At 71.3% G+C, this 25,395-nt stretch carries 26 protein-coding genes; 14 read left to right on the forward strand and 12 right to left on the reverse strand.

Features of this window, described 5'->3' with window-relative positions:
* Nucleotides 1–126 precede the first annotated feature (126 nt).
* The 4 genes from OG338_RS16360 to OG338_RS16375 all read left to right on the forward strand — a co-directional run bounded on the left by OG338_RS16360 (nucleotide 127) and on the right by OG338_RS16375 (nucleotide 4,206).
* The gene (locus OG338_RS16360; protein WP_405938018.1) at nucleotides 127–2,187 is read left to right on the forward strand and encodes a glycosyl hydrolase family 28-related protein; all 2,061 of its coding nucleotides are present in this window, start codon (nucleotides 127–129) and stop codon (nucleotides 2,185–2,187) included.
* 152 nt (nucleotides 2,188–2,339) lie between these two features.
* Complete coding sequence (locus OG338_RS16365) at nucleotides 2,340–2,972, forward strand: maltokinase N-terminal cap-like domain-containing protein (protein ID WP_405938019.1); 633 nt, start codon at nucleotides 2,340–2,342, stop codon at nucleotides 2,970–2,972.
* A 78-nt stretch (nucleotides 2,973–3,050) separates the two neighbouring features.
* Nucleotides 3,051–3,644 (forward strand): DinB family protein, encoded by a 594-nt coding sequence (locus OG338_RS16370; RefSeq protein ID WP_405938020.1) that lies wholly within the window; start codon nucleotides 3,051–3,053, stop codon nucleotides 3,642–3,644.
* A 136-nt stretch (nucleotides 3,645–3,780) separates the two neighbouring features.
* Entirely contained in the window at nucleotides 3,781–4,206 is a 426-nt protein-coding gene (locus tag OG338_RS16375) for a hypothetical protein (protein WP_405938021.1), read from the forward strand.
* A gap of 32 nt (nucleotides 4,207–4,238) precedes the next feature.
* Here OG338_RS16375 and OG338_RS16380 read toward each other — a convergent pair whose 3' ends face one another.
* Nucleotides 4,239–5,078, reverse strand: coding sequence for a hypothetical protein (locus OG338_RS16380; RefSeq protein ID WP_405938022.1), 840 nt, complete (start codon nucleotides 5,076–5,078; stop codon nucleotides 4,239–4,241).
* Between the two features lie 300 nt (nucleotides 5,079–5,378).
* Here OG338_RS16380 and hemC point away from each other — a divergent pair, with 300 nt between their 5' ends.
* Nucleotides 5,379–6,311, forward strand: coding sequence for a hydroxymethylbilane synthase (gene hemC, locus OG338_RS16385; RefSeq protein ID WP_405938023.1), 933 nt, complete (start codon nucleotides 5,379–5,381; stop codon nucleotides 6,309–6,311).
* 28 nt (nucleotides 6,312–6,339) lie between these two features.
* Here the strand turns inward: hemC and OG338_RS16390 are convergent, their stop codons facing one another.
* The 3 genes from OG338_RS16390 to OG338_RS16400 all read right to left on the reverse strand — a co-directional run bounded on the left by OG338_RS16390 (nucleotide 6,340) and on the right by OG338_RS16400 (nucleotide 7,983).
* Complete coding sequence (locus OG338_RS16390) at nucleotides 6,340–6,801, reverse strand: MarR family winged helix-turn-helix transcriptional regulator (RefSeq protein ID WP_405938024.1); 462 nt, start codon at nucleotides 6,799–6,801, stop codon at nucleotides 6,340–6,342.
* 92 nt (nucleotides 6,802–6,893) lie between these two features.
* Nucleotides 6,894–7,160, reverse strand: a complete 267-nt coding sequence (locus OG338_RS16395; protein WP_405938025.1) for a DUF397 domain-containing protein — start codon at nucleotides 7,158–7,160, stop codon at nucleotides 6,894–6,896.
* Nucleotides 7,141–7,983 carry a helix-turn-helix domain-containing protein gene (locus OG338_RS16400; RefSeq protein WP_405938026.1) on the reverse strand — a complete coding sequence of 281 codons (843 nt, stop codon included), beginning with the start codon at nucleotides 7,981–7,983 and terminating at the stop codon, nucleotides 7,141–7,143. The genes OG338_RS16395 and OG338_RS16400 overlap by 20 nt, the downstream gene beginning before the upstream one ends.
* A 113-nt stretch (nucleotides 7,984–8,096) precedes the next feature.
* Here OG338_RS16400 and OG338_RS16405 point away from each other — a divergent pair, with 113 nt between their 5' ends.
* From OG338_RS16405 to OG338_RS16420, 4 genes are all read left to right on the forward strand, one after another.
* Complete coding sequence (locus tag OG338_RS16405) at nucleotides 8,097–8,333, forward strand: hypothetical protein (RefSeq protein ID WP_405938027.1); 237 nt, start codon at nucleotides 8,097–8,099, stop codon at nucleotides 8,331–8,333.
* Nucleotides 8,330–8,569 carry a hypothetical protein gene (locus tag OG338_RS16410; protein WP_073964713.1) on the forward strand — a complete coding sequence of 80 codons (240 nt, stop codon included), beginning with the start codon at nucleotides 8,330–8,332 and terminating at the stop codon, nucleotides 8,567–8,569. Before OG338_RS16405 ends, OG338_RS16410 begins: the two co-directional genes overlap by 4 nt.
* Before the next feature lie 127 nt (nucleotides 8,570–8,696).
* Nucleotides 8,697–9,539, forward strand: coding sequence for an inositol monophosphatase family protein (locus OG338_RS16415; RefSeq protein ID WP_405938028.1), 843 nt, complete (start codon nucleotides 8,697–8,699; stop codon nucleotides 9,537–9,539).
* 112 nt (nucleotides 9,540–9,651) lie between these two features.
* On the forward strand, nucleotides 9,652–10,257 hold the full coding sequence (locus OG338_RS16420) for a Uma2 family endonuclease (RefSeq protein ID WP_405938029.1): 606 nt from the start codon (nucleotides 9,652–9,654) through the stop codon (nucleotides 10,255–10,257).
* Nucleotides 10,258–10,314: 57 nt separating this feature from the next.
* Here the strand turns inward: OG338_RS16420 and OG338_RS16425 are convergent, their stop codons facing one another.
* The 3 genes from OG338_RS16425 to OG338_RS16435 all read right to left on the reverse strand — a co-directional run bounded on the left by OG338_RS16425 (nucleotide 10,315) and on the right by OG338_RS16435 (nucleotide 13,831).
* Nucleotides 10,315–11,832: a PTS transporter subunit EIIC gene (locus tag OG338_RS16425; protein WP_405938030.1), complete on the reverse strand. Its 1,518-nt coding sequence runs from the start codon at nucleotides 11,830–11,832 to the stop codon at nucleotides 10,315–10,317.
* A 44-nt stretch (nucleotides 11,833–11,876) separates the two neighbouring features.
* Nucleotides 11,877–12,833, reverse strand: coding sequence for an N-acetylmuramic acid 6-phosphate etherase (gene murQ / locus OG338_RS16430; RefSeq protein ID WP_405938031.1), 957 nt, complete (start codon nucleotides 12,831–12,833; stop codon nucleotides 11,877–11,879).
* An 80-nt stretch (nucleotides 12,834–12,913) separates the two neighbouring features.
* Nucleotides 12,914–13,831 carry a MurR/RpiR family transcriptional regulator gene (locus OG338_RS16435; RefSeq protein ID WP_405938032.1) on the reverse strand — a complete coding sequence of 306 codons (918 nt, stop codon included), beginning with the start codon at nucleotides 13,829–13,831 and terminating at the stop codon, nucleotides 12,914–12,916.
* Between the two features lie 117 nt (nucleotides 13,832–13,948).
* Between OG338_RS16435 and OG338_RS16440 the strand changes: the two genes are divergently transcribed.
* Both OG338_RS16440 and OG338_RS16445 read left to right on the forward strand, forming a co-directional pair.
* Nucleotides 13,949–14,341, forward strand: a complete 393-nt coding sequence (locus tag OG338_RS16440) for a hypothetical protein (RefSeq protein ID WP_405938033.1) — start codon at nucleotides 13,949–13,951, stop codon at nucleotides 14,339–14,341.
* Nucleotides 14,338–14,613: a DUF4031 domain-containing protein gene (locus OG338_RS16445; protein WP_405938034.1), complete on the forward strand. Its 276-nt coding sequence runs from the start codon at nucleotides 14,338–14,340 to the stop codon at nucleotides 14,611–14,613. The genes OG338_RS16440 and OG338_RS16445 overlap by 4 nt, the downstream gene beginning before the upstream one ends.
* 69 nt (nucleotides 14,614–14,682) lie before the next feature.
* Here the strand turns inward: OG338_RS16445 and OG338_RS16450 are convergent, their stop codons facing one another.
* The 4 genes from OG338_RS16450 to OG338_RS16465 form a co-directional block, all read right to left on the reverse strand.
* On the reverse strand, nucleotides 14,683–15,912 hold the full coding sequence (locus OG338_RS16450; RefSeq protein ID WP_405938035.1) for a Cmx/CmrA family chloramphenicol efflux MFS transporter: 1,230 nt from the start codon (nucleotides 15,910–15,912) through the stop codon (nucleotides 14,683–14,685).
* Between the two features lie 119 nt (nucleotides 15,913–16,031).
* Complete coding sequence (locus OG338_RS16455) at nucleotides 16,032–16,694, reverse strand: hypothetical protein (protein ID WP_405938036.1); 663 nt, start codon at nucleotides 16,692–16,694, stop codon at nucleotides 16,032–16,034.
* Between the two features lie 23 nt (nucleotides 16,695–16,717).
* On the reverse strand, nucleotides 16,718–17,266 hold the full coding sequence (locus OG338_RS16460; protein WP_405938037.1) for a hypothetical protein: 549 nt from the start codon (nucleotides 17,264–17,266) through the stop codon (nucleotides 16,718–16,720).
* The gene (locus OG338_RS16465) at nucleotides 17,263–17,808 is read right to left on the reverse strand and encodes a hypothetical protein (RefSeq protein ID WP_405940442.1); all 546 of its coding nucleotides are present in this window, start codon (nucleotides 17,806–17,808) and stop codon (nucleotides 17,263–17,265) included. The genes OG338_RS16460 and OG338_RS16465 overlap by 4 nt, the downstream gene beginning before the upstream one ends.
* Nucleotides 17,809–17,985: 177 nt before the next feature.
* Between OG338_RS16465 and OG338_RS16470 the strand changes: the two genes are divergently transcribed.
* Nucleotides 17,986–18,603, forward strand: coding sequence for a GNAT family N-acetyltransferase (locus OG338_RS16470; RefSeq protein WP_405938038.1), 618 nt, complete (start codon nucleotides 17,986–17,988; stop codon nucleotides 18,601–18,603).
* A 100-nt stretch (nucleotides 18,604–18,703) separates the two neighbouring features.
* Here OG338_RS16470 and OG338_RS16475 read toward each other — a convergent pair whose 3' ends face one another.
* A complete protein-coding gene (locus OG338_RS16475) occupies nucleotides 18,704–20,914 on the reverse strand; it encodes a heavy metal translocating P-type ATPase (RefSeq protein ID WP_405940443.1) in 2,211 nt (736 codons plus the stop codon).
* 345 nt (nucleotides 20,915–21,259) lie between these two features.
* Here OG338_RS16475 and OG338_RS16480 point away from each other — a divergent pair, with 345 nt between their 5' ends.
* Both OG338_RS16480 and OG338_RS16485 read left to right on the forward strand, forming a co-directional pair.
* Complete coding sequence (locus OG338_RS16480; protein ID WP_405938039.1) at nucleotides 21,260–21,949, forward strand: copper homeostasis protein CutC; 690 nt, start codon at nucleotides 21,260–21,262, stop codon at nucleotides 21,947–21,949.
* 808 nt (nucleotides 21,950–22,757) lie between these two features.
* Complete coding sequence (locus tag OG338_RS16485; RefSeq protein WP_405938040.1) at nucleotides 22,758–25,394, forward strand: glycoside hydrolase family 9 protein; 2,637 nt, start codon at nucleotides 22,758–22,760, stop codon at nucleotides 25,392–25,394.
* Nucleotide 25,395 lies beyond the last annotated feature (1 nt).

The following is a 25,395-nucleotide window of genomic DNA, read 5'->3' on the forward strand; positions in this document are numbered from 1 at the left end:
ATCTCGCGCGCATCTTGTGGGCGGGCCGCCGCGCGCCCTACTGTCGCCTCACTCATGACGGTGGCGGCCTCCCCACGCGTGTATGGCTGTTGAGCCCCGTCGACCCCTCAGAGAAACGGGCATGCGATGTCACGGAAGTTCGCCGCCGTCGCGGCGGCGGTGCGAAGACCGCGCCGGGCCGGGCTGTACGCGTCGACGGTCGCCTCGGTGACCGCGGCCGCCGTCGGGTTCGGGGTGCTGGCCGGTGCGCCCGCGCTCGCCGGACCCCGGCACGCCGCCGCTCCGGCCCCGGTCGTCACGCGCGCCGCGCTCGACCCCGAGCTGGTGCGGGGGCGGGGCGCGAAGGTGGCGTTCGCGGAGCAGGAGGCCGAGAACGCGGTCACCGACGGGACGGTCATCGGCCCGGACCGGGACGCCTACACGCTGCCGTCCGAGGCGTCGGGGCGTAAGGCGGTCAAGCTGGCGCCGGGGCAGCACGTGGAGTTCACACTGCCCGCGGCGGCCAATGCGATCACCGTGCGCTACAGCATCCCGGACGCGCCGGGCGGCGGCGGGATCACGGCGCCGCTGGACGTCTCGGTGAACGGCTCCAAGCGGTCCACGATGACGCTGACCTCGCAGTATTCCTGGCTGTACAACCAGTACCCGTTTTCCAACGACCCGAGCGCCGGGCTCCTCCACCCCGACTGGTGGATCACCGAGTGCGGCTGCGTGCCCGCCGGGACGACGCCCGCCCCGGTCGTGGACAAGCCGTTCCGGCCGAGCCACTTCTACGACGAGCAGCGTCTTCTGCTCGGCCGTACGTACCGCGCGGGCGACACCGTACGGCTGACCGTGCCGGCCGGGAGCCGGGCCGCGTGGACGGCGATCGACCTGCTGGACTCCGAGCGGGTCGGGCTGCCGCACGTCGAACTCCTCGCCGCCAACGTCCTCGCGTTCGGCGCGGACCCGACCGGGCGGCGGGACGCGGCGGGGGCGATCGAGAAGGCGATCGCGTTCGCCCGGCTCACCCGTCTGAAGGTGTACATCCCGCCGGGGACGTACCGCGTGGACCGACACATCGTCGTGGACGACGTCACGATCACCGGCGCGGGCAGCTGGTACACGAAGATCAAGGGCCGCGAGGTCGCGCTGGCCGAGCCCGCCGCCGACGGCTCGACGCACACCGGCGTCGGCTTCTACGGGAAGTCCGCGGCCGAGGGCGGCAGCCGTAACGTGCATCTGTCCGGTTTCGCCATCGAGGGCGATGTGCGCGAGCGCATCGACACCGACCAGGTCAACGCGATCGGCGGTGCGATGAGCGATTCGACCATCGCGGGCCTGCACATCAGCCACACCAAGGTCGGCATGTGGTTCGACGGGCCGATGAAGAACCTGAAGGTCTCCGACACCGTGATCGTGGACCAGATCGCGGACGCCATCAACTTCCACACCGGCGTGACCGATTCGCGGGTCACGAACACCTTCGTACGCAACTCGGGCGACGACGGCCTCGCCATGTGGGCCGAGAAGACCACCAACGCCCGCAACACCTTCGACCACAACACCGTGCAGACCCCGGTCCTCGCCAACGGCATCGCGATCTACGGCGGCAGCGACATCACCGTCTCCGACAACCTCGTCGCCGACCCGGTCCGCGAGGGCAGCGCCCTGCACCTCGGCTCCCGCTTCGGCGCCGAGCCGTTCGCCGGGAAGGTGGACCTCGCGCGCAACACCACGGTCCGCGCGGGCACGTTCGAGCTCAACTGGAAGATCGGGCTCGGCGCGCTGTGGGTCTACGCGCTGGACCGGAGCATCGACGGCGCGGACATCCGGGTCACCGGCAACGACTTCCTGGACAGCACGTACAACGCCGTCATGCTGGTCTCCGACTGGGGGGTGAAGGACCAGTACGTCATCAAGAACATCCACTTCAAGGACATCAGGGTGGACGGCACGGGCACCTCGGTGCTGAGCGCCCGCGCGGCGGGCGGCGCCACCTTCGAGAACGTGGACGCGCGCAACGTGGGTGCGGTGGGGGTCAACAACTGCGGCTCGTTCAACTTCCCTTCGACCGGTTCGGAGTTCGGCCTCACGGACCTGGGCGGCAACGACGGCGGCTGGCTCGCGCCGTGGCTGTTGCCCAACACGATCACCTGCGACGACCGCCCGGAGGTGGTCCCGCCGCCGGCGCCGACCGCGTGGTGATCCGTACGCCCTAGTAGGTGGCCGGTCCGGGCGGACCGGCCACCCCTATGCACGCGCACGCGCCCTCTAGGCTCTCAAGGTAGCGCGGGGGTCCGACAACGCCCGCGCGCAGGGAAAGCAGCTGCTCACGCGACCCACGGGAGACATCCGGCATGGCCGTCATCCACCGCACCACCCTGTCGCCGACCAAGCTCGAAATGCTCACCACCTGGCTTCCGACCCGCCCTTGGTACGTGGGCCCCACGCGCCCCTCCCTCGTCAGGTCCGGCGGCTTCCGCCTGGACGACCCGCAGGGCGAGGTGGGCATCGAATTCATGGTCGTCACCGACACCTCGGGCGCCGATCCGGTGCCGTACTTCGTGCCGCTCACCTACCGGGGCGCCCCGCTCGGGGGCGCGGAGGACGCGTTCGTCGGCATGACCACACACGGCGTGCTGGGCAAGCGCTGGGTGTACGACGGCTGCCACGACCCGGTCCTGGTGGCACAGCTCTTCGCCCTCCTGGACGGCCGCGCCGAACCCCAGGCCCAGAGCCTCACCGACACCCCCGACCCCACCATCACCCATTCCCACACGGGCACCCCCTTCCCCCTGGCGACCCCCAGAGCGACGGACACCCCAGAGGGCACGGACCTGCCCACCACCGGCACCACCCTCCACGTAAACCGCGTCCTGCGCCCCGCCGCAGACACCCCGGACGACGCGACGGGCCACGTCTCGGGCCCGTGGCACACGCCGGAGGACGCGGAGGTGCGGGGGGTGTTCGCGGTGCTGCGTGCGGTGTAGGGCCCGTACAACTGAGACGCGCATGCGCGTATGTGAACAGGCACAACTGAAGGTGTTCCTGGAACCGGGGCGTGGCACATGATCGATGGATTTGCGAAGGAGCATCTGCACGGGCGGTTGCGGCGGGATCGGGAGGTGTTGTTGTGGAAGCTTGAGGGGTTGTCCGCGTACGACACCCGGCGGCCGTTGACGGCGACCGGGACGAATCTGCTCGGGCTCGTGAAGCATGTGGCCACCGTGGAGGCCCGGTACTTCGGGGAGGTCTTCGGGCGTCCTTCGCCCGAGCCGCTGCCTCGGTGGCAGGAGGCCGATGGGAGCGATCTGTGGGCGGCCGAGGGGGAGACGTGCGAGCAGGTCGTCGGGTTCTATCGGCGTACGTGGCAGCACGCCGACGCGACGATCGACGCGCTCTCCCTCGACGCCCCGGGCCACGTGCCGTGGTGGCCGGAGCCCTATGACCGCACGACCCTGTTCGCCGTCCTGGTCCACGTCCTCGGCGACTCCAACCGCCATGCCGGTCACGCCGACATCCTGCGCGAGGGCCTCGACGGCCGGACCGGGCTGCGTCCGGAACACGAGCAGCCGATCGACGAGGACGCCCGCGCGGCGCATCGCGCGATGATCGAGCGGGTGGCGCGGTTGGCCGCGCCCGGCCCGGAGCCCGAGAAGTAAGGCGTAGTCGTGCGCGGATTCTCGTGACGTAAAAGCGTCAAGTTGTCGAGAAAATCGCGTTGCCCACGATATTCTCCGTGCGCCAGTGGGGTCGGCGCGTGACACTGCGCAGGTCTTGGACTCGATGGAGGTCGGAATGAAGCGAATAACGCAACTTGGGATTCTTGCGGCGAGTGCCCTCATGGTCACGGCGTTCGGGACCAGCCCGGCGACCGCCGCCAACACGGCGCGCTACACCAGCTGCAAGACGACTGGCGCCACTGGAAATGCGAATATAATTGGCTGGAAGTCGTTGGATAAAGGCATCCCCGGCGTGGAGATGAGTGTCTACGACTCGCTGGCCGACGGGCATCACGCGAGTGTTCGCCTTGGTGTGACCTATTACCGTGGCGGTATCACCTATTACCCGTGGCATGCCAATAATAATGGCGCCGGAACGTGGAAGACGTTCAGTTCATCCGTTCCGAAGGGCAGTAATGAAATCGCTGCGGTCTGGGTCCAGGTCGCCAGGTTCGAGGGAAGCACGCTGCTGAACGTATGCAGTTCGCCGTATCTCTCGTAGGCGTCGATCGCCGTAACGGCGCCCAGGGGCCGTCAGCGGCCCGGGCGGTCCGACTTGGGGATCAGGCCCGCTCTTACGGCCCGGGCCTGGGCGCGGACCTGTTGGGCGGGGAGGGCCGGGGTCTCGCGGGCCGGTTTGCCCGCGCAGGGGCGGCATTTGCCGCCTGGGAGGGCTTCCGGGGTGCCTGGGGTGCCGCATTCGCCGCATTCCAGGGTGCGCAGGACCGGGAGGGGTTCGCGGGCCGGGGGAAGCTTCGTCTGGAGGCGCCTCGCCACGAATGCCGCCGGGTGGTGGATTCGGTCGGGGAGTCCGGTGGTAAGCGCCCGGAGGACTTCGGGCTCCGTGGCGCCCCTTCGTAGCCACTCCGACGCCTGCGGTTCCAGCGCCACGCACTCGCTGTGCGACAGCGACAGCACGGGGGCCTGGCGGCCCAGCGCGGCCAGCAGGATGAACGCCCGTGAGCGCGTTTCCCGTTGGGCCTCCTTGGGTACGTCGCCCCGGCTGAAGCTCGCCCACCACGTGTCGTCGCGCGCGGTGCGGGAAAAGAACGTCCGGGTCACCCACAACAGGCTCGCCCCGCTCACCACGCACTCGCTGCCCCGGCGCAGGTGCCCGGCTTCCTGGAGGCGGTTCAGCGACGTACGTACCGCGCACTGTCCGTACGGAAGCACCTTGGCCAGTGCCTTTACGGAGATGTCGGCGCCGTCGCGCAGGCTGTCGATGTACGCGGCGATGGCCGCGTCGCGCGGATCGAGGTGGGTGAAGTCCTGGCCCGTACGGGGGCGTTCGTCCGGTGCGGAACGTTTGCCGTAACCGGGGTTCGCCATCGGGTGGTGGGGGAAGGGTGCGCTACTAGACTGGGCGTCAGCCATCTGATCGTCTCCGTCAGCCTTCGATCGAGGTGGTCAGGCCCCTGGCGGTGTGCCAACACCGGCGGGGGCCGTCTTTAGGTCTATGTCTGCGCTGAAGCTAAAGCGTGCCTACCGTTCGTCGCAACTCGGTCGCGGAAAGTCAACCCTTGCGGGTTGCGCGGGGTGGGTGGGTGGGTACAGGCCCGCCCAACCAATCCACTCAAAGAGCGCTCGAATCTCGGGGCTTGAGCCCCGGGGCGGCACGGCAGGACGGCAAGGCGGGAGATGGAATTGCCGGACCTGCGGGCATATCGTGCCCTCATGTCGGTTGACCTGATTCGTATCGTTTCCCGTGATTCGCCGATGGCACTCGCGCAGGTGGCGCGTGTTCGTGCGGAGTTGGCCGTGCTGCATCCCGGTGTCGAGACCGCCGTTCTTCCCGTGAAGACGACCGGTGACAAGTGGATGGGGGATCTCAGTGCGGTTGAGGGGAAGGGGGCGTTCACGAAGGAGGTCGATGCGGCTCTTCTCGCGGGGGAGGCCGATCTTGCCGTGCATTGTGTGAAGGATGTTCCGGCGGACAGGCCGCTTCCGGCCGGGACGGTCTTTGCGGCCTTCTTGAAGCGGGACGACATCCGGGACGCGCTCGTGCACCCCGGTGGGCTCGCGCTTGACGCGCTTCCGGCCGGGACCCGGGTCGGGACCTCGTCCGTGCGGCGGATCGCGCAGCTCGCCGCTTCGCATCCGCACCTTGAGTGCGTTCCGATGCGCGGGAACGCGAACAGGCGTTTGGCGAAGCTCGACGCGGGTAACGCGGACGCGTTGCTGCTGGCCGTCGCCGGGCTGGAGCGGATCGGGCGGACCGATGTCATCACCGAGGTCCTGTCGACCGAGACGATGATGCCGCCGATCGGTGCCGGAGTCCTCGCGCTTCAGTGCCGTGAGGGCGACGCCGAGCTGATCGACGCCATCAGCCCGCTCGGTGACCCCGACGCGTACCGGGAGACGCAGGCGGAGCGGATGCTTCTGCATGTTCTGCAAGGGCACTGCAACAGCCCGATCGCCGGGTTCGCCCGGGCCGAGGGCAACGGCGAACTTTCGCTGCGGGCCTGCGTGTTCTCGCCGGACGGCAAGACCGTGCTGAACGCCCACGAGTGGGCGGGCCGTCTGGACCCGAGCACGCTCGGCACGTCCGTCGCCGTCGCCCTGCTCCGGCAGGGCGCGCGCGAGCTGATCGACGGCATCGCGCACTAGTCCGTAAACGGGTGGCCGTGACCGGCGTTCACGACGGCCTCTGGGCGAGGTTGTCGATGACGCGCTGGAGCACGGCGACCGTGGTCGCGTGGTCCTCGTCCGTGATGTCGCCGAGGATCTGCGCGTGCACCCGGTCCATGTGTTCCTTCGCCGCCGCCAGGCCCTCGCGGCCCTGTTGCGTGAGGATCAGCCGGCCGTCCGCGCCGATGCCGAGCCAGCCCCGGTGTGCGAGGGCGTCGGCGGCGTGGACTATCACTTCGGTGCCCATTCCGTAGGGCACGGCCACGGCGCCGATCTCCTCCCTGGTGAGGCCGCGTTCGGCGCGGGCGATGTTGTTGAGCGCCCACCACTGGGGCCGGGTCACGTCGACGCGCGCCAGGGCGGCCTGCGAGTGCCCCAGGATCGCCTCGGTGGCGCCCCAGGCGACCAGGGCGATGGGCCGCCGGCCGGGAGCGGCGGTGCCGTTCTGCGGGGCGCTTGCGTTCGTCATGATCGCGAGGCTAGGACCTCAATCGCGATTGAGGTCAAGGGTGCCGGTACCACCGTGGCCGTCAGTGGCACCGGCTTCCGGTTTTCGTCGCGTCAGGCGTGCTTCAGGTCGGTGACGAACTGCTGCCAGGCGGTCGTCGCGAAGACGACCGCCGGGCCGTCGGTCATCTTCGAGTCGCGCACGGGGACCACGTCCGGGATGCCGTCGAGGACTTCGAGGCAGTCACCGCCGTCGCCCGCGCTGTACGTGGACTTGCGCCAGGTGGCGACCTCCACGCAGTTGCCGCCGTCGCCGCCGCTGTAGCTCGACTTCTTCCAAATGGCCGTGGACAAGTCGTAGTTAGAACTGTTGTGCCTCATGCTCGTAATCCTCCGCCACAGACTCGATCAACGCCAGAGACGCTGTCGGTGAGAGCGCGCTGGCCACGACCAGATCGTAGGTCAGTTCGTACTGGCGGACCGTTGCCGGATCGTCTTGCAGGCGGCCGATGCCCATGCCGTCTACGTAGGCGAGTGGGGGTTCATCGGCGAACGACATCAGCTTGAGGGGGCCGGTCAGGGCTGCGTGGGCACCTGCGGAGAACGGCAGCACCTGCACGATGATCCGGTGCTGCCTCATCAGCTCGGCGATGTGGCGGAGGGCCCCCGCCATGCATCCGGGTCCGCCGACCTTTCGACGTAACACCGCTTCGTCCAACACGGCCCACAACATCGGCAGTGTTGGATCGTCGAGGAGCTGTGTTCGGGCGAGGCGGGCTGCCACCAGTTCATCGATCACACTGTCGACGGCCGTGGGCTGGTACTCCCTGAACACCGCCCGGGCGTACGCCTCCGTCTGCAACAGACCTGGAATGAGCTGCGGCGCGTACTCCCTGATTTCCGTCGCGCGGGCCTCCGCTTCTGCTGCCTCGGCGAAGTGCTCCGGGTACTTCGACTTCTTCAAGGCCGCGCAGTTGCGCTTGAAGAAGCCGTCAGCCTTCAGGGCGCGGTCAAGTTTGATCGCCTGGTCCATCTGCATGCTGCGGGTGCCGTCCTCCAGCTGGCCGATGAAGGAGCCGCTGACGTACAGCAGGGCGCCCAGCTCGGACTGGGAGAGGCCCGCGCATTCTCTTCGGTGGCGGAGTTCGGCGCCCAGCAGGGCGCGAGGAGAAGAGGCGGGGTCCAGTTTTTTGGGGCCTGGCATGACAACTCCCTGTTACACACGTGTGTTTGTTGGGCCTGCTCCTCTTCCAGGCTAGCGAGAGAATCACCACTCTGGGTATGCATCGTCATTACTCAGCGTGGAAGGAATGGATCATGACGACTACGGAACGGCGCAAGGCGGCAGTGGCGAAGATTCGGGAGGCGGAGGAGGTGGTGGCGTTGCTGAGGGAGGGCTTCGCGTGGGCCGGGGTGAAGCTGCCCTCGCTGCGGATCGACGCGGCTTCGTGTGCGGGTGACGACCCGGCGGTGCTGGTGGATCTGGGGCGCTGCAACCTCGCGGCGGCGCAGCAGCTCAGCCGGGTGCTGGAGGAGAAGGCGGCGGCGTCGTGACCGGCGGGGAGGGCCTGGAGGCGTGTACGCCGGAGCCGGGGTCGTTCGCGGTGGACGTGCGGGACGGGCGGATCGGCCGGGTGCTGGGGCGCGTCGGGCCGTACGTGCGGCTGCGACCGCCGGGGGGCGGGGTGGTGTGGGACTGCCCGGCCGACTCCGTACGGCAGGCGCCGCCGGGGGCGGTGCTGCGGGCGCGGGTGACGGAGATCAACAGGGAGGGGCAGTTGCCGCGATGACGGTGCCCTCCATGGGGCACTGGTTCGCGTTGATCCACTGCCCTGTGGGGCGGCTGCGCCCGGAGCGCGAGGCGATCAGGGAGGACTTGGCGCGGTTTCCGCGTACGCCGCCGGTTAGCCTGCGGAGATGGTGACCATCGACAGTGATGCGGAGGTGGCCCTTCGGGCCGCGTCCGCGGGGGCGGCCGTCGTACGCGAGATGTACGGGGCGCCGTTGACGCGGTACGAGAAGGGCGGCGGTGACTTCGCCACGGCCGCCGACATCGCGGCGGAGGCGGCCGTCCTCGACGTGCTGCGCGCGGCCCGGCCCGAGGACGCGGTGACGGGTGAGGAGAGCGGGGCCACGGGGGCGGCCGGGGCGGGGCGTCGGTGGCTGGTGGACCCGCTGTGCGGCACGCTCAACTACGCGGTGGGCAACATGCTCGTCGCGGTGAACGTCGCGCTCCGGGACGCCTCCTCCGGGATCGTCGCGGCCGCCTCGGCCGACCCGTTCAGCGGCGAGGTCTTCTGGACGGACGGCGCGGGCGCGTGGGTCCGGGATGCGTCGGGGCGCGACGACCGCCTCATACCCTCCGCCGGGTCCCGGCTGGTGGACCTGAACCTGGACCCGCCGTTCCCGCACGCGCCGGGGTTCCGGGCGGTGGAGCTGTTGGCGATGGCGGAGTTCGCGGGGGGCGGTGCGGGGGGCGCCGGGGGCGGCGCCGGGTTCCGGCCGCGCGTCGTCTCCAGCACGGTGGCCGTGGCGTGGGTGGCGGCGGGGCGCCGTGCCGCGTACATCACCGACGGCGGCCCCGGCCTTCGCCTGGACAGCGTCCACTTCGCGGCCGGCATCGCGCTGTGCGAGGCGGCGGGGTGCGTGGTGACGGGGATCGACGGGTTGCCGGTGGACGAGGGCGCGGGCGGGTTGATTGTGGCTGCGGACCGGGAGACGCATGGGGTGTTGCTGGGGTTGGCCCAGAGGCAACGGTGAGCGGCGCTCGGTGCGCCGGTCACTCGGACGTGGGACGCTGAGGAGTGCGGCCCCGTGCCGTGAAACCGCCGATCTACGCTCCTCGGACAGGCTTCAGAAGAAGGGACCCGCGATGACCGCCGCGATGGTCGAACCCCAGCAGGACCCTGAAGGCCGCCAGTGGGACTACCTCCTGCGCACTTGGCAGGAACTGGACGTGCCCGAGGGATGGCGCGCCGAGATCGACGAAGGGCAGATCGTCTTGGTACCGCCGCCGCATGCACATCACAACGGGATCGCAGCCAAGGTGCAGCGCTGTCTCTACGGGAATCTGCCGGACGAACTGGAGATCTACCAGACGCTGGGCGTGCACGTCGCCCCGCTCGACAAGCTCTACGTCCCCGACCTCGTGGTCATGCCGTCCGAGCTGATCGACGCCGCCGACCCCGACGTCAGCGCCCCCATGGACGCCTCCGACGCCCTCCTCGTCGTAGAGATCACCTCGAAGGGCAACGCCCGTGAGGACCGCACGAAGAAGTACCGGGCCTACGCCCGGGCCGGGGCGCCGATGTACCTGCTGATCGACCGGTTCGACACCCGGGGTGCCATGGCCACCCTGTTCACCGAGCCGAGCGAGCACGGCACGTACAAGCACTCCGACGCGGTGCCGTTCGGTAAGCCGCTCGCGCTTCCCGCGCCGTTCGACGTCACGCTGCCCACGGACGGCTTTCCGGTCTGAGGCGTACGGCAAAGCGGCGGCTCCCTCGGTGGAGGGGCCGCCGCTTCGTGCTGTGTGTCAGACCGACGCGGGTGCCTTCTGGGCCGCCGTCTCCGGGGCCGGAGTCGCTGCCCCCGTCGCGGCGTCCTCCTCCTGGCTCACGTTGAACTCCGCCAGGAGTTCCCCGCTGAAGCCGAAGAAGTATGTGGCCAGGAAGCCCGCGAGGTAGCCGACCACGAGGCCGCCCGCGTAGATCGCGATGGTCGCGCCCAGGCCGTGGTTTCCGTCGAGGAGGGGGAACAGGGCCCAGCCGGAGGGGCCGATCGCGGTGGAGCCGACCGCGTCGCCCAGCTGGTTGAAGAAGCCCACGAACGCGCCGCCGAAGGCGCCGCCCACGCAGGCCGTGATGAACGGGCGGCCCAGCGGGAGCGAGACGCCGTAGATCAGGGGTTCGCCGACGCCCAGGAAACCGGCGGGGAGGGCGGACTTGATGGTCTTGCGGATCGACTCGTTGCGCGGGAGGCGGACGTACGTGGCGATGGCCGCGCCGACCTGGCCGGCACCGGCCATGGCGAGGATGGGGAGCAGGACCGTGTAGCCCTGCTGCTCGATCAGGGTCGTGTGGATGGGGATCAGCGCCTGGTGCAGGCCCAGCATGACGAGCGGGAGGAAGAAGCCGCCGAGGATCAGGCCCGCGCCGGCGCCGCCGTTGGAGAGGAGCCAGTCCGCGAAGTCGCCGATCGCGGTGGAGACCTCGCCCGCCACGTACATCAGGCCGAAGATCGTGACCAGGCCGGAGATGAGGACCGTCAGCGTCGGTGTGACCAGCACGTCCAGCGCCTCCGGCACCCAGCGGCGGCACCACTTCTCCACGTACACCGCGAGCACCGCCGCGGCCAGGGCGCCGAGCACGCCGCCCTGGCCGGGGGAGAGCTTCTGGCCGAACGCCTCGATGTTCGCGACGCCCGGGAAGACGATGATCGCCGCGACCGCACCGCCCAGGATCGGCGTGCCGCCGAACTCCTTCGCGGTGTTGTAGCCGACGAAGACCGCGATCAGGGCCATGAAGCCGGAGGCCATCGCCGCGAGCGCCGGGGTGACCGACGGCAGCCATTCGAGGTTGACCAGCAGGCCGTTGAGCCCGGCGATGATGCCGCAGCCGATGAGGGCCGGGATCAGGGGCACGAAGATGTTGGCGATCTTGCGCAGGAACAGCTTGAACGGCGTCGCGTTCTTCGCCTTGCGGGCCGCCTTCATCGCGGCGCCCTGCGCGGCCAGCTCCTCCGCCGTGAGCGGGGCGGCGTCGGCCGGGGCGGGAGCGGGGGCCGCCGCCCTGCCCTCCGCGACCAGCTTCTCGAACTCCGGGGTGACACGGGCGACCGTACCGGGACCGAGGACGATCTGATACGTGTCGTCCTCGACCACGCCCATGACCGCGGGGACGGCCTTCAGCGCGTCGTCCCGGACGAGCGAACGGTCGTGCAGCCCGAGCCGGAGCCGGGTCATGCAGTGGGCGATGGAGCTGACATTCGCGGCGCCACCGACGAGCGGAAGGATCGCGGCGGCAGTGGCGCGGTTCTTGTCTTCTGTAGCCATGGTGCGTGGTGCCTTGCTGTGCGGGGGAGAGGTGGTGCGGCGGATCAGGTGGTGCGGGGGGCGGCGGCGAGCGCGGCGCGGAGGTGGCCGTGCGATTCGGTCAGGAGCGTGGCGGCCGTGGGGCCGTCGACCCGGCCGAGGATCGTCAGGATGGCGTTCTTCACCTCGCCGTCCGTGGCGGCGAGCGCCGCCTCGATCTCCTCGTCGGACGCGCCGGTGGCCAGCGCGACGATGCGCCGGGAGCGGGCCCGCAGCTTCTCGTTGGAGGCACGCACGTCGACCATCAGATTCCCGTACGTCTTGCCGAGGCGGATCATCGTGATGGTCGAGATCATGTTGAGCACGAGCTTCTGGGCCGTGCCCGCCTTGAGCCGGGTGGAGCCGGTCAGCAGCTCGGGGCCGACGACGACCTCAAGCGGATGCTCGGCGGCGGCACCCAGCGCGGAGTCCGCGTTGCACGACAGGCCGAGGGTCAGGGCGCCCTTCGCCCGGGCGTGCTCCACGGCCCCGATCGCGTACGGCGTGCGGCCCGAGGCGGAGATGCCGACCACCGTGTCGTCAGCGGTGAGCTCCAGCGCCTCCAGGTCGGCGGCGGCCAGCTCCTTGCTGTCCTCCGCGCCCTCGACGGCGGTGATCATGGCGGACGGGCCGCCCGCGATCAGACCGATGACGTCCGCCGGGTCCGTGTTGAACGTGGGCGGGCACTCGCTGGCGTCCAGCACGCCCAGCCGGCCCGCGGTGCCCGCGCCCGCGTAGATCAGCCGGCCGCCGCGGGCCATGCGCTCGGCGGTGGCGTCGATCGCGGCGGCGATCTCGGGCAGCCGCTCGGCGACGGCGGCCGGGACGGTCTGGTCCTCGCCGTTCATGATCCGGGCGATCTCCGCGGTGGCCAGCCGGTCGATCTCGGCGAGCTCCGGGCGGAACGCCTCGGTGGTGAGGGTCGCGAGCTCGGCGCGCAGCTCGCCGTAGCCGTCGGGGGTGGCGTCGGTCAGGGAGGTCATGGAGGGCGGCTCTGCTTTCTCGTACGACGTGCGGTTGCGGGGCGGGTGCGGGGCGCTGCCGGAGGGCGTCCGGGTGACGGTCAGCGGGTGCGCGGGGTGTGGCGGTGGGCCAGCGCCTCGTAGGAGGCGGCGAGGGCCGGGGCGGCCGTCTCGTACGTACGCTGCGCGACGCCTATGAACAGGCAGTCGACCACCAGGAGCTGGCTGGTGCGGCTCGACATCGCGGCCGGGCGCAGCTCGCTCTCGCGCGCCGTCGACGTCGTCAGCACGTGGTCCGCGTACTGCGAGACGGGGCCGTCGGGGCGGCCGGTGATCGCGACCGTCGTCGCGCCCCGGTCGAAGGCGACGCGCAGCGGCTCTATGACGTCGCCCGTCGAGCCGGAGTGCGTGATCGCGATGGCCATGTCGCCGGAGCGGAGCTGCACGGCGTTGGTCACCGCGAGGTGCGGGTCCGTGTGGGAGTGGGCGATGAGGCCGATCCGGGACAGCTTCTGGGCCAGGTCCTGGCCGACGAGGGAGGACGCGCCCACGCCGTAGATGTCGATCCGGCGCGCGGTGGCGGCGGCGGCGACCGCGGCGCCCAGCTGCACCGTGTCGAGCCCGGCGGCGGTGTCGGCGAGGGTCTGCTGCTCGTCGTAGGCCAGCTTGGCGACCACGTCGGCGATGGGGTCGTCCACCGCTATGTCCGCGGTGACGGCGGGGGCGCGGCCGGACTCCTGGTGGGCGGCGAGACCGGCGAGCGCGAGGCGCAGGTCGCGATAGCCCGGATAGCCCAGCAGGCGGGCGGTGCGGACCACGGTCGCCTCGCTGGTGCCCGTCAGCTCGGCGAGACCGGTGACCGTCAGGGCGGCGCAGCCCGCCGGGTCGCCGGCGACGGCCTCGGCGACGCGCTGCATGGAGCGGGTCATGGACGGCGACAGCGTCCGCACCTTGGCGGCGAGGGCCGCCGGGGCGGGCGGCGAATCCGGACTGAAACTTTCCTTCAGGTCATTGGTCACCCTTGAAAGATATTTTCAAGCCCCGGGCCCGTCAACCCTCTTTGGTGTGACCTCTGACGAAAGCCGTTGACGCCGCCGTGCGGGTGGGCGGCCGCCGTACGGGTGGACAATGGCTGCATGGAGCAGAATCCGCCGGAGTCCGGTCGGCCCGACCGCCTGGAGCAGGCGTTGCACACCGCCCGCGCCCTCGTCATGGCCGACCTCGCCGCCGGGAACGTCGCCGAGGCGCAGATCGTGTCCATGGTCGAGGACGCCGTGACGCACCGGCGCTGGTGGGTGGAGCAGTGGCCGGAGGGCGCGGAGTTCGTCGTCGGCCTCGTCGCCCAGGACGTCCAGGACGCGCTCCTTGAGCGGTACGGCCGCTGGCCGCTCTGCCCGGTCTGCGACGCGGGCGACCCGCACGCGCTGGAGGTCGAACCGGAGCTCGGGCCGCACCCGCACTGGGTCTGCGCCAAGTCCGCGGTGGCGGTCGCCCCCGTCGGCGCGCTCGGGGGGATACACCGGGCATGACGCTCTATATCGACCCGCCGACCTGGCCCGGGCACGGGCGCCTCTGGTCCCACCTGGTCAGCGATGTGTCCTTTGAGGAACTGCACGTCTTCGCCGCGTCCATCGGCGCCCCGGCGCGGGCGTTCGAGCGCGACCACTACGACATCCCGGCCGCGCGGTACGCGGACGCGGTGCGGGCCGGGGCGCGGGAGATCGGCTCGAAGGAGCTGGTCCGGCGGCTGACCGAGGCGGGGTTGCGGCGGCCGAAGGGGCGGCCGGCGCCGACGCCCTAGCCGGGCGGGCCTCAGCCGTACGCCCCGGCCATGCGTCCGGAGTGCGCCCCGGCGTACGCCCCCTACGCCTCACCCCGTCGCGCACTCCGGCGACTCCACCGGCGCACCCTTGGGCGACCCCTGCGCCACCAGCCGGGAGGCCGCCGCCGAGCCGTGCGCCCGCTGGAGCCGCAGCGAGAACACCACGGCGACCAGCGCCGCCACGGTCATCGCCGCCCCGGCCCAGGCCGTCGCCGCGAAGCCGAAGTCCGCGTCGATCACCGTGCCGCCGAGCCAGGGTCCGCCCGTGTTGCCCAGGTTGAACGCGGCGGTCGTCGTGGCCCCGGCCAGCGTCGGCGCGGCGCCCGCCACGTTGAACATCCGGGCGTTGAGCGCGGGCGCGGTGTAGAACGCCGACAGGCCCAGCAGGAACGACAGCGTGATCACGGCCGCCTGGTTCGACGCGAACAGGGCCAGCGCCGCCAGGAACACCGTGGACGCGGTGATTCCGCTCAGCAGCACCCCGAAGAGGTGCGCGTCCGCGACCCGGCCGCCGATCGTCGTACCGACCAGGGCGCCCACGCCGAACAGCGCGAGGACGGTCGGCACCCAGCCCGAGTCCAGGCCGGCCACGTCCGTCAGCAGCGGCGCGAGATAGCTGAACGCGCAGAACACCCCGCCCGCCGCGAGCGCGGTGATCACGATGGACAGCCACACCTGGCGGTCGCGGTAGATCCCCATCTCCCGCCTGAGCTGCGGCTTCTCCTCGGGCAGCGGGATGCGCGGGATCAGCGTCACCACGCCGGCCAGGGCCACCGCCGAGGCCGCGCCGACCGCCCAGAACGCGGACCGCCAGCCCAGGTTTTCGCCGAGGAACGCGCCCAGCGGGACGCCCAGCACGTTGGCGATGGACAGCCCGCCGATCATCACGGCCATCGCACGGGCCCGCGCGTTCACCGGCACCATCGCGATGGCGACGGCCGCCCCGACCGCCCAGAATCCGGCGCACGCGAACGCGCTGACCACACGGGACGCGAACAGCACCTCGTACGTCGGCGCGAGCGCACCCGCGACCTGGCCGAGGCCGAAGACCGAGATCAGCGCGATGAGCGTCGTGCGGCGCGGCAGCCGCAGCGTCGCCACGGCGAGCAGCGGGGCGCCGACCACCATGCCGATCGCGAACGCGGATATGAGGAGTCCGGCGCGCGGGATCGACACGTTCATGTCGTCGGCGATCGGGGGCAGCAGGCCGGAGAGCATGAACTCGCTCGTGCCCAGGGCGAAGACCGAGAGGCCGAGGATGTATACGGCCAGGGGCATGCGGGAACGGGTGCGCACGGCGGAGTCAGGCATGACAGGTGGCAACAGCGGAAACGTTTCTGTCATTCCCGGGGCGACGGTCCCTGGGCGCCGACCTCTGGCCGCTGGTGCGCCTCAGGTCACCGCGTGAGCAGTTCGAGCTCCGTCAGCAGGTTCTGCCGGGCCTTCGGCTCCCACTCCCTTATCCCGTACGGCGTACGGAACAACTGCGGCAGTCCCAGGAGCTGCCGCAGCACCGCCGCCCGGCCCTCCCGGAACGCCCCGTCCGGCACGAAGCCGTACTCCTCGCGGACCTGCGCCGCGTACTCCCCGTACTCCTTCGGCGGCGCCGCGAGGATGGCCAGGTCCGCGTCGCACAGCACCTCGCCGTTGGTGTCGCCGGCGGCCGGGTCGTGCGTGACGGTGAGCCGGACGAGCCGGGCGACCTCGCCGGTCACCGCGTCCGGCACCCCGGCCTCCGGAAGCGCCCGCTCGGCGAGCACCGCGCTGCGCTCCTCGTTCTCCGACCGGTCGGGCCGGTACACCGCGTCGTGGAACCAGGCCGCCAGCCGTACGGCGTCCGCGTCGGCGGCATGCCCGGCGAGCGTGTCGATCCGGTCCAGGACCGCCGCGAGGTGGGCGGTCGTGTGGTATCTGCGCTGAGGCTCGGCCCAGCGGGCGAGGAGGTTGTCGGCGTACGGGAGCGGAGCCGGCCCGTCCGCACCGCCCCGGGCCGCGACGAGGGCATCGTGCCAGCGGGTGCGAAGCGCTTCCCCGTACTGCGTGCGGTGGTCGTCCGTCATGCGTACGAGGGTAGGCCCGGCGCTCAGGCCGTGGCGGGCAGGCCGAAGTGGTCGATGACGATCCGCAGGGTCACGGCGCCGTCCGCGTTGAACCCGGGCTCGGTCTCGTAACGCGGGGTCTCCCGGCCCACGATCCCGGCGGCCAGCAGTTCGCGTACGAGCAGGTCGCCGTGGCGGCGGGACTCGCGGCGGGCGCCCATGTTGAAGTACGTGACCGAGTGGCCGCGCCTGCTGTTGATGAAGTGGAACGGGTGCGCCTCGCAGTGCGGGACCATGGTGTGCTGCCCGGCGGGGCACTCGCAGGCCGGGGTGGAGGCGAGGAACACGGTTTCCAGGGGGTTGGGGCGGCCGAAGCGATCCTCGTAGCGGAATCCGGTGAGGTAGCTCGCCCGGGTCGCGAGGTCGCCGCCCTTGCAGGTGGCCGCGTCGTGTGTCAGCCAGGCCCAGCCGTCGGATGCGCCCTCCGTACGAGCGGGGAGGCCCAGATCCGTGTAGATCCCGCTCAGTGTGGGAAGGGCGAGGCCCCTGGCGTACGTGACGAACGTGTCCGGGGCGATGAAGGGGACGCTCACGGCGCTGCCACCTCCGGGGCGAGCGGCGGTGAGGGCAGGCCGAAGCAGGCGGCTATCGCGCGCATGATCCGCTCCTCGCGGTCGGACTCGTGGTCGTAGCAGTCGTGACCCGGGTCCGTCTCCCACAGGCGGCACTCCGCGTCCGGGCCTATGAGGTTCGCCGCGAGCAGTTCGGCGGACATGTGGTCCGGGTTGTCGCCGACGCGCTGTTCCACGTCCTCGAAGCTGAAGTGGACGATCCACTTCCCGTCGCGCAGATACGTGAAGTCCGGCCCGTGGGCCTTGGCACTGCACGGCTCGGTCACGATGACCACGACCTCGCCCCGGGGCGCGCAGAGACGCGTGTAGTCGATGTTGTCGTAGTCCTCGATCTCCCAGTTGGCCATGTCATGCACCGCCCATGCCCAGCCCCCCGCCTCCCCCTCGGCAAGCGCCTCCCGGTCCTGCTCCCGCAGCCCCGCCACCAGCGCCGACCGGGACAGCCCCCGGGCGAACACGAGGTTGACCTCGTGCCCGGGGAACTCGCACGCACTGTCGATCAAAGTCATGTGGTGAGCGTAGACGGGGGGACTGACACCGGGGACTGGGGCTGGGGCTGGGGCTGGTGGCGGGGGCGTGGGGCGTGGGGCCGGTCATATTCGGGCGACATGAGGGGTGGGGACCTGGGAATCTACGCGCGGGCTCGGGCCCGATTTCTGGTGTCGACTGAAGGGTGAGCGATGACTTTCGTGCTGGTGGGGCCGGTTCTGGAAGGTTCTCGGGTGCGGCTTGAACCGCTCGAACACCGGCATGCGGAGGGGTTGTTGCTCGCGGGGCAGGAGAACCGGAGTTCGTACGGGTACACCTGGGTGCCCGGGCCCGGGGAGGTCGAGGGGTACATCGACGCCCAGTTGGGGCGGGCCGCCGACGGGAAGCTGGCGCCCTATGTGCAGGTGGACCGGGGGTCCGGGCGGGTCATCGGGGCCACGGCCTTCTGGGAGCCGCGCTACTGGACGGGCGACGACAGCCTCACCGCCATCGAGGTCGGCTTCACCTGGCTCGCCGCGTCCGCGCAGGGCACCGGGGTGAACACCGAGTCCAAGTACCTGCTCTTCCGACACGCGTTCGAGGAGTGGGGCGTCTCGCGCGTTGACCTGAAGACCGATGCGCGCAATCAGCGTTCGCGGGCGGCCATCGAGTCGGTGGGGGCGCGTTTCGAGGGCGTCCTGCGGAACTGGTCCCTGTCGTGGGTGCCCGGTGAGAAGGGGCGGTTGCGGGATTCGGCCATCTTCTCGATCACGGGGGAGGAGTGGCCGGGCGTACGGGGGCGCCTGGAGGCGCGGATGGGGGGTGCGTAGGAGGCTCCTCGGGGTGGCTCCGTGGGTTCGGGGCCACCCCTGAACGGTTCCGTCCTCAACGGTTCCGTCCTGAACGGTTCCGTCCTGAACGGTTCCGTCCTCAAACGCCGGACGGGCTGGGCCTGAACCCCCGCAGGCGCAACGAGTTGCCGACCACGAACACCGACGAGAACGCCATCGCCGCCCCCGCGATCATCGGGTTCAGCAGGCCCGCCGCGGCCAGCGGGAGCGCTGCCACGTTGTACGCGAAGGCCCAGAAGAGGTTCGTCCGGATCGTGCTCAGGGTCCGGCGGGCCAGGCGGATCGCGTCCGGGGCCGCGCGGAGGTCGCCGCGGACCAGGGTCAGGTCGCCGGCCTCTATCGCCGCGTCGGTGCCGGTACCCATCGCCAGGCCCAGGTCGGCCTGGGCCAGCGCGGCGGCGTCGTTCACGCCGTCGCCGACCATCGCCACCGAGCGGCCCTCCGCCTGGAAGCGCTTGACGACGTCCACCTTGTCCTGCGGCAGGACTTCCGCGTACACCTCATCGATGCCGACCTCGGCCGCGACCGACTCCGCCACCGCCCGGTTGTCGCCGGTCAGCAGGATGGGCTTCAGGCCCAGCCGGCGCAGGCGTCCGATCGCCTCCGCGCTGGTGTCCTTCACCGCATCGGCGACTTCAAACACCGCGCGCGCCTCGCCGTCCCAGGCGACCGCGATGGCCGTCCGTCCGGCTGCCTCCGCCTCGGCCTTGCGGGCAGCCAGGTCCGCCGGGAGGCGTATCTCCCACTCCGCGAGCAGCTGTTCGCGCCCGACGAGGACCGCGTGGCCGTCGACCACGCCCTGCACGCCCAGGCCGGGAACGTTTGCGAAGTCCTCCGGGGTGGGAAGAGCGGCGCCCGTGCGTTCGGCAGCCCCGGCCGCCACCGCCTGGGCGATGGGGTGTTCGGAGGCGTGTTCCAGGGAACCGGCGAGGCGGAGGGCGTCGGATTCGGTCGTTCCGGGGGCCGTGTGGACGGCCTGGAGGGTCATGCGGCCGGTGGTGACGGTGCCTGTCTTGTCGAGGACGATCGTGTCGACGCGGCGGGTGGATTCCAGGACCTCGGGGCCCTTGATGAGGATGCCGAGCTGGGCGCCGCGCCCGGTGCCGACCATGAGCGCGGTCGGTGTGGCGAGGCCGAGGGCGCAGGGGCAGGCGATGATCAGGACCGCCACCGCCGCCGTGAACGCGGCCGTCAGCCCCGCGCCGTCCGCCAGCCAGAAGCCCAGCGTGCCGAGCGCGAGCGCGATGACCACGGGGACGAACACCGCCGAGATCCGGTCCGCGAGGCGCTGCGCCGCCGCCTTGCCGTTCTGCGCGTCCTCGACCAGCTTCGCCATCCGGGCGAGCTGCGTGTCCGCGCCGACGCGGGTCGCCTCGACGACGAGGCGGCCGCCCGCGTTGAGGGTCGCGCCGGTGACCGTGTCGCCGACGCCGACCTCCACCGGGACGGACTCACCGGTGAGCATCGACGCGTCGACCGCCGAGGAGCCCTCGACCACCGTGCCGTCCGTGGCGATCTTCTCGCCGGGGCGCACGAGGAAGCGGTCGCCGGCATGGAGGTCCGCCGTGTCCACGGTCACCTCGCGGCCGTCGCGCAGGACGGTGACCTCCTTGGCGCCCAGTTCGAGGAGCGCCTTCAGCGCGGCGCCCGCCTTCCGCTTCGACCGGGCCTCGAAGTAGCGCCCGGCGAGGATGAACGCGGTGACGCCGGCCGCCGCCTCCAGATAGATGTTTCCCGCGCCGTCCGTACGGCCGATGGTCAGCTCGAACGGGTGTGTCATGCCGGTCATCCCGGCCGTACCGAAGAACAGCGCCCACAGCGACCACAGGAACGCGGCCGACGTGCCGAGCGAGATGAGCGTGTCCATCGTCGCCGCGCCGTGCCGGGCGTTTGTCCACGCGGCCCGGTGGAACGGCCAGCCCGCGTACGTGACGACGGGGGCGGTGAGGGTGAGCGCGAGCCACTGCCAGTTGTCGAACTGGAGCGCCGGGATCATCGACATCGCGACCACCGGCACCGCGAGGAGCACGGCCGTGATCAGTCGCTGCCGCAAGGTGTCGACCGCCTGCGGGGCGGGTACGGCCGCCTCCTCCGTCTTACGCGCCGGGGGTGCGGGTTCGTGCGCGGTATAGCCGGTCTTCTCGACCGTGGCGACGAGGTCCTGTACGGAGGCGGCGGCGCCGTCGTACGTGACGTGGGCCTTCTCCGTGGCGTAGTTCACGGTGGCCGTGACGCCGTCCATCCGGTTGAGCTTCTTCTCGATACGGGCCGCGCAGGAGGCGCAGGTCATGCCGCCGATGGCCAGCTCTACCTCGGCCTGTGCGGGATGCGCTGGGTGCGCGGTGTGCGTTGTGGGCGCTGACACGGGGCGGCCCTCCTTGTGGTGGTCCCCGGGTACCCCGTTCTGGGTACCCCCTGGGGGTATCTCTCTCTGCTCTCATGTATACCCCCACCCCCTATGTATGGGCAAGGGTGATCCTTGGTGGTGTGCGCGGGGTGGGCCGGTCGGTCGCTCGTCGGCCGTTTGGCCTCGCGTATCTTCACGTTCACGGTCGGGCTGCGCCCTCGGCCTACCGCCCCGTAGGCTGGGTCATTGGACTAGACCTGTAGCTGCTTCCTGGAGGATTGGGTTCCCATGAGCAACCGTGCAGTCCTGGAGGTGATCGCTCTCGACGCGGAGGACGCGGTCGCTGCCCAGGCGGGTGGTGCGGACCGGCTTGAGCTGGTCACCGACATGGCGGCGGACGGCCTCACCCCGTCCTGTGCGACCTTCGCGGCGATCCGCGCCGCGGTGGACATTCCGCTGCGGGTGATGCTCAGGGTCGCCGACGGTTTCGCGGCCGGTGACGTCGAGATACTCGTACGCAAGGCGCGTGAGCTGCGGGCGGAGGGGGCGGACGAGTTCGTGCTCGGCTTCCTGGACTCCGACGGGAACCCCGACCTCGTCGCGGTCGAACGCCTCGTCGCCGTGTTGGACGGCTGCCGGTGGACGTTCCACCGGGCGATCGACCGGGCGGCCGACCGGGACGCGCTGCGCAAGGCGCTTGCCGATCTGCCCGGGCTCGACACGTATCTGACGGCCGGGGCGGCGGCCGGCGTGGACGCCGGGATACCGACGTTGGTCGCCGAGGCGGGGCGGCGGGGCGAGCCCGGATACGAGCCGCGGATTCTTGTGGGGGGCGGGCTGCGGCTTGAGCACCTGCCCGCACTCCTGGACGCGGGCATCGACGCCGTCCACATCGGCGGCGCGGCCCGGCCGGGGGGCTGGGGCGGGCCGGTGGACGCGGATGCGGTGAGGGAGTGGCGGACGGTGTTGGACGCGTAGCCCTTCGGGCCGGGGCCGGGGCCGGGGCCGGGGCGGGGGCGGGGGCGGGGGCGGTGTGGTGCCGCCGGGTGCGCCCGTCGCGCGTCGTCGTCGCGGGGGCGCCGCCGCCGGGCCTCTGCTCCTCAAGCGCCGGAGGGGCTGATATTGCCGGCGGCGTTGGAATTGGTGGCGGTGCTGGGGCTGCCGGGTGGCGCCGGCGTTGTTGGCGGTGCTGGGCTCTGCCCCTGCGCGTGACCCCGTGGTTTCGGGGGCGCCGCCGCCGGGCCTCTGCTCCTCAAGCGCCGGAGGGGCTGGATCGGGTGGGCTTGGGTGCGCCGCCCGCGCGTTGCGCCGTGGTTTCGGGGGCGCTGCCCCCGCACCCCCGCTCCTCAAGCGCCGGAGGGGCTGAAATTTGCCGGCGGTGCTCGAATTGACCGGGCAGGCCGGCAGCGCGGACCCGGCGGTCCAGGTCAAGGCGGACCGGAGTCAGGGGCCGGGCTCGGGGCGCACCCGGCAAAGGCGGGACGGACCGGGCCCGCCCGGCCATCGCGGGCCGAGGGGCCCAGCCGAGCCCGGCGCCGAGACGCCCGACGGGTCGCCCGACGCACCCGCCCGCCCGGCCCCGCCCGGCCCCGCCCGGACCGGCTCCCCCCCCAGAACCCGCCACCGTAAAACGTCGTCCTGTCATGACCCTGGCGCAACCCCCGCCCCCCGCCCCACAATGGCCTCGCGGCGATGGGAACGCTCCCATGGCGCGCCTCCCCGGCATGCCCGTCGGTTGTGGGAGCGCTCCCATCAACGTCTCGGCTCCCACGACGAAAGGTTCCCGGTGAACGTCTCCTCGCCCCCGTCCTTCGTTCGGCGAAGGCGCCGTGTGTTCGGAGTGCTGGCTGTTGCCGCGCTCTGTGGCGGCATTCTCACCGCGCCCGGTGCCGTTGCCGCTGACGGTGATCCCGCTCCGGAGCAGGTCGTGAATGGTGACTTTTCCGCGGGGGTCGCGCCCTGGTGGTCCACGGCGAATGCGCCGGTCGCCGTCGTGGACGGGCGGTTGTGTGCCGAGGTGGCGGGCGGGACCGCCAACCCGTGGGACGCGATTGTCGGGCAGAACGACATTCCGCTCGTCGCGGGGGAGGCGTACAGCCTTACGTACACGGCGAGTTCGAGCGTACCGCTGTCGATTCACACCAACGTGCAGATGGCGACGGAGCCGTACACCACTGATCTGTCCGCGACGGATCGGATCGGGGCCGAGGCGACCGTCTACACGCACGTCTTCACGGCCGCCGCCGATCAGGAGGGCGCGCAGGTGGCGTTCCAGGTCGGCGGGGGCGCGGAGGCGGCGACCTTCTGTGTGGACGACGTGTCGTTGCGCGGGGGCGCCGAGCCGCCCGTGTACGAGCCGGACACCGGGTCGCCCGTGCGGGTCAACCAGGTCGGCTATCTGCCGAAGGGGCCGAAGAACGGCACCCTGGTGACCGACGCGACCGATCCGCTGCCGTGGGCGCTGAAGGCGGCCGACGGGGAGACCGTCGCGAGTGGGACGACCGTGCCCGGTGGCGAGGACCCGACCTCGCGGCAGAATGTGCACACCTTCGACTTCAGCGACGCCACCGCGACCGGCGACGGGTTCACGATCGAGGCGGACGGGCAGGTCAGCGAGCCGTTCTCGATCCGGGCGGACCTGTACGACAGGCTCCGGTCCGACTCGCTCGCGTACTTCTACCAGAACCGCAGCGGCATCGCGATCGACGCGGATCTGGTCGGTGAGGAGTACGCGCGGCCGGCCGGGCACCTCGGTGTGGCGCCGAACAAGGGCGACACGGACGTGCCCTGCCAGGCGGGCGTCTGCGACTACCGGCTGGACGTGCGGGGCGGCTGGTACGACGCCGGGGACCACGGCAAGTACGTCGTGAACGGCGGCATCGCGGTCGCCGAGCTGATGGACACCTACGAGCGGACGCTGACGGCCGACGGCGCGGAGGCGGCCGAGCTGGGCGACGGCGCGCTGCGGGTGCCCGAGCACGGCAACGACGTGCCGGACATCCTGGACGAGGCGCGCTGGGAGCTGGAGTTCCTGATGCGCATGCAGGTCCCGGCCGGGGAGCCGCTGGCGGGCATGGCCCACCACAAGGTGCACGACGCCAACTGGACCGGCATCCCGATGCGGCCCGAACTCGACCCGGAGCAGCGCGAACTGCACCCGCCGTCGACCGCCGCGACCCTGAACCTCGCCGCGACGGCCGCCCAGTGCGCCCGGCTGTACGCCCCGTTCGACGCGGAGTTCGCGGCCCGGTGCCGTACCGCCGCCGAGACGGCGTGGGCCGCCGCGCGGGCGCATCCGGCGGTGTACGCCAGCCCGGCCGACGGCGTCGGGGGCGGGACGTACGAGGACAACGACGTGCGCGACGAGTTCTACTGGGCCGCCGCCGAGCTGTTCACCACGACCGGCGAGGACACGTACCGGCAGGCGCTGCTGGGCTCGCCGCTGCACGGTGACGTGGACGCGGCCTTCCCCGCCGACGGCGGGATGTGGTGGGGCGGCACCGCCGGGCTCGGCGTGCTGACCCTGGCCACGGTCCCGAACGACCTGACGGCCGCCCAGCTCGCCGGCGTACGGAACGTCGTGACGACCGCCGCCGACCAGTACAGGGCGCAGACCGAGGACCAGCTGTACGGCGTGCCGTACGCGCCCAAGGACCTGAACTACGCCTGGGGTTCGAACAGCCAGGTCCTGAACAACATGATCGTGCTGGCGACCGCCGCCGACCTCACCGGTGACACCGGCTACCGGGACGCGGTGCTGCGCGGCGCGGACTACCTCTTCGGGCGCAACCCGCTCAACCAGTCGTACGTCACCGGCTACGGCGAGCGGTACTCGCAGAACCAGCACCACCGGTTCTGGGCGCACGAGTCCGACCCGTCCCTCCCGCACCCGCCCGCCGGGTCCCTCGCGGGCGGGCCCAACCTGACCGCGCCGACCTCGGGCGACCCGGAGGCCGCCGCGAAGCTCAAGGGGTGCGCGGCCGCGATGTGCTACCTGGACGACAACGGCTCGTACGCGACCAACGAGGTCGCCGTCAACTGGAACGCCCCGCTGGCCTACATCGCCTCCTACCTGGACGACGCGGGCGACGCCACGGGCCCGGAGCGGGCCTGCGAGGTGACGTACTCCTCGCACCCGTGGAACACCGGCTCGACCACCACGGTCACGGTGAAGAACACCGGCAGCGAGGCCGTCACCCCGTGGTCCCTGACCTGGCTGCTGCCCGGCGACCAGAAGCTCAGCCACACCTGGAGCGCCGAACTCGGCCAGTACGGACGGACGGTGACGGCCACTCCGCTGTCCTGGAACCGGACGCTGGCACCCGGAGCCTCGATCGACTTCGGGTTCAACAGCAGCCGCACCGGGCCGGCGGCCGACCCGGGCACGGTGAAGCTCAACGGGCGGGCCTGCACCGCAGGTTGAT

The organism is Streptomyces sp. NBC_00726 (genome assembly GCF_045161735.1).
Lineage (GTDB): Bacteria > Actinomycetota > Actinomycetes > Streptomycetales > Streptomycetaceae > Streptomyces.